This window comes from Burkholderia sp. LMG 13014 (assembly GCF_905232215.1).
In the GTDB taxonomy this organism is placed as follows: domain Bacteria; phylum Pseudomonadota; class Gammaproteobacteria; order Burkholderiales; family Burkholderiaceae; genus Burkholderia.
This window is the reverse complement of sequence record NZ_CAJNKE010000660.1, coordinates 1-3080: the sequence shown is the minus strand read 5'-3', so window position 1 is coordinate 3080 and position 3080 is coordinate 1. Positions and strand designations below refer to the sequence as shown.

Here is a 3080-nt window from a genome sequence, read left to right as displayed (position 1 = left end):
CGGGCTGTCGAGCACGCCAGCAGCGACGAGCGCATTGCTGCTCAATCTCGAAGGCGTGCTGACGGCCGTCATCGCGTGGGTCGTGTTTCGCGAGAACGTGGATACGCAGGTGTTCCTCGGGATGGTCGCGATCGTCGCGGGCGGCACGCTGCTGTCGTGGACGCCGGGCCGGTCCGGCGTACCGGTCGGCGCGTTGCTGATCGTCGGCGCATGCCTGTGCTGGGCGATCGACAACAACCTGACCCGCAAGGTGGCCGCGAACGACGCGATGGTCATCGCGTGCGTGAAGGGGCTGATCGCCGGACCCGTGAACATCGGCATCGCGCTGGCGACCGGTGCGACGCTGCCGGCTGTCCCGGTCACGGCCGCCGCGATGCTGACAGGCCTCGGCGGCTACGGGATCAGCCTCGTGCTGTTCGTCGTCGCGCTGCGCCATCTCGGTAGCGCGCGCACCGGAGCGTATTTCTCGATCGCGCCGCTGTTCGGCGTCGTGCTGTCGCTGCTGATCTGGCCCGCACTGCCGCCCTCCACGTTCTGGATCGCTGCCGCGCTGATGGCGCTCGGCATCTGGCTGCATGTTCGCGAACGCCATGAACACACGCATGCGCACGAGCGGCTCGAGCACACGCACCGGCATCGGCATGACGAACATCATCAGCATGCGCACGATTTTGCGTACGACGGCAACGAACCGCACACGCATCCGCACGTGCATCTGCCGATCACGCACAGCCATGCGCATTTTCCGGACATTCATCACCGGCACCGGCATTGACCGCGTCATGGCCGGCAGGCGATACGGATCGCAAGGTGACCGTTTATGGGGCGTGCGCCGCATCGCGCGCGCATCTGTCTGCCGCGCTGCCCGAGTGCGGCAGCAACCGCGGGCGCGAACCTGGCCTTCGGTCTCGATCAACCGGATCGGCGAACCGTCCTGATCGCTCGGTGCGCCGATCGTGCCGCCCCCCGCTTCGCGCGTCTGCCGGTGTGCACGTGGCCAGCCGGTCGCGTGCTCCGGAATGCCGGCTGCGGGCACGTCGTCGAAGAACGTGGCGATGTCCGCAAGCCGGAAGCAGCGACTGAACCGCTCGTCACCGGATCGCGTTCGGGGTGCGGACGGAATGCCCGCAACAGGTCGCCGCGCTTGAGGATCTTCCCGCCGTCGTCGCGTCGGGTTTCAGCGAATCCCGGTTTTTCGTAGAAGCAGGTGGTGACTTCGAAATCGCGCGGCGGCCGCTTGGGGCTCGCCCTGTCAGTCAACGCGGTGGCTCCGGATGGCGATGCGGCGAGTCGCATGGGCGGCACGGGCCGCCGTGGTGACTATCGCGTGTGAGGAAAGCAGAAGCCGAAATCCTCGCAGCCCGGGCACCCAGGGGCGGGGCCCGGCGGCACATCGAGCGATGCGGCCACTTCCTGGGCGAGGAATTTCTTCCAGCGCAGGTGAGCGACGTTGCGCGCGGCAAGCGCGGGGAAATAGCGATCGAGCATCGCGGAGACCGCATCGCGCCCGTCGAGTCCGAGATCGCGCCACAGATGATCGGGGCGCAAGCACGCATGCGCGATGATCGACGCGAGGCAACCGGCGTCGTCACGGTCGGCGGCGGGATTTGCGTCGTCCATCAGCCGCGAGTGCAGTGTCGCGACGAACGCCGCGTGAGTGGAGGGCAGCAGCGTCACTGCGGCCGTCGACATGAGTGCTGCGGCATCGGCCGCAGGCAGGCGCGGAAACTGTCGCGCCAGCAGGCCGGCCAGCTGTGTGTGAGACAGGCCGAGCAGCCCTAGCTCGTTTCGGTGCGCGCGTGCCGCAACGAGTGCGCCGAACAGGCGTGCATCGGGCGTGTCGGCGCTGGCCGCTGCGGACAGCAGCAACGGCAGCGCCCGTTGTTGAGCGTGATCGAACGCGGCGGTCATCGCGTGCACCGGCCCGACAGCCGCACCGCGCGATTCGCGTGAATGCGCGGTGCCAAACGGATCGCCATCGCGATCGTCACGCATTCACTCGACGCCGACGATCACGCTCGATGCCTTGAAGATCGCGGATGCGGCCGTGCCGCTCGCGAGGCCGAGGCGATCGACGCTGTCGTTGGTGACGATCGCGACGATCTCGGCGCCGCCCGCGGCCTTGATCACGACTTCCGAATTGACCGCGCCTTTCACGACCGACGATACGGTGCCCGCGACGCAGTTGCGGGCCGACACCTTGCTGCTGTCGACGTCGACCATCACGATGACCGACGACGCCTTCACGAGTGCGAATGCCTTCGAGCCGGCCGCGAGGCCCAGCGACGCCGCGCTGCCGTGGGTGATCACGGCGACGATGTCGAGGCCGTCCTGCGTGCGGAGCGTGATTTCGTCGTTGACGGCACCGGTCTTGACGGCGCTGACCTGGCCGGCGAAGTGGTTGCGGGCGCTGGTTCGCATGATGGATCTCCGAGTGGATGCCGCTGCCGGTTCGGCAGCGGAAGATGAATGGAAATGCATCAGCAAGTTTACCGTCAACGCGGGTGTCCGTCGCCCTCGCGATGCTATGGCGCGAATCAGGAAAACCCGCCACCACCGGGCGTTTCGGCGGGCATGCGTTATGTACGGGACGTGATAACGCTGCTGCGATTATTTGTTGGATGCAGGTGTTGCGGCAGGCTGGATATCCGATGCGGTTGCGGTGCCGTCGGATTCCCACCCGCCGCCGAGCGCGAGGAAGAGCCGCACCTGGTCGGCCGCGACCTGGCCTTCGGCCGCCGCGACTTGCCCCTGCACGCTCGTCAGCGTGCGCGTCGCGTCGAGATCGGAGATGAACGATTCGCGGCCGGCCAGATAGAGACGATGCGTTTCGTCGGCGGAATTGCGTGCCGATTCGTAGGCCGTGCGCAGGGCTTCCGTGCGCTGCACGTCGGCCGCGTAGGTCGCGAGGCTCGACTGCGTTTCGCGCAGCGCGTTCAGCACGACGCCGTCGAAGTGCGCGAGCGCGCCGCCCGTCGCGGCTTCGGCTTCGCGCACCCGCGCACGCTGGCCGTTGACGGGGAACGACCAGCTGATCAGCGGGCCGAACGACCAGCGATTCGTCGTGGACGAGAACAGGT

At 67.5% G+C, this 3080-nt stretch carries 4 protein-coding genes; 1 reads left to right on the top strand and 3 read right to left on the bottom strand.

Translation table 11 applies throughout. The annotated features are described in order from the left end of the window. On the top strand, positions 1–775 hold a 775-nt coding region (locus tag JYJ84_RS32670), incomplete at its 5' end, for a DMT family transporter (RefSeq protein WP_205189989.1). A gap of 545 nt (positions 776–1320) precedes the next feature. Here JYJ84_RS32670 and JYJ84_RS32665 read toward each other — a convergent pair. From JYJ84_RS32665 to JYJ84_RS32655, 3 genes are all read right to left on the bottom strand, one after another. Further along, a complete protein-coding gene (locus tag JYJ84_RS32665; RefSeq protein ID WP_122950651.1) occupies positions 1321–1911 on the bottom strand; it encodes a nitrogen fixation protein NifQ in 591 nt (196 codons plus the stop codon). 84 nt (positions 1912–1995) lie between these two features. Next, positions 1996–2421 carry a molybdopterin-binding protein gene (locus JYJ84_RS32660; RefSeq protein WP_122950221.1) on the bottom strand — a complete coding sequence of 142 codons (426 nt, stop codon included), beginning with the start codon at positions 2419–2421 and terminating at the stop codon, positions 1996–1998. A gap of 189 nt (positions 2422–2610) precedes the next feature. Then, on the bottom strand, positions 2611–3080 hold a 470-nt coding region (locus JYJ84_RS32655; RefSeq protein ID WP_205189988.1), incomplete at its 5' end, for a TolC family protein.

Excerpts from the sequence above, each read along its gene's own strand:
- JYJ84_RS32665 (WP_122950651.1), bottom strand. The coding sequence starts at position 1,911 with ATGACCGCCGCGTTCGATCACGCTCAACAACGGGCGCTGCCGTTGCTG.
- JYJ84_RS32660 (WP_122950221.1), bottom strand. The coding sequence starts at position 2,421 with ATGCGAACCAGCGCCCGCAACCACTTCGCCGGCCAGGTCAGCGCCGTC.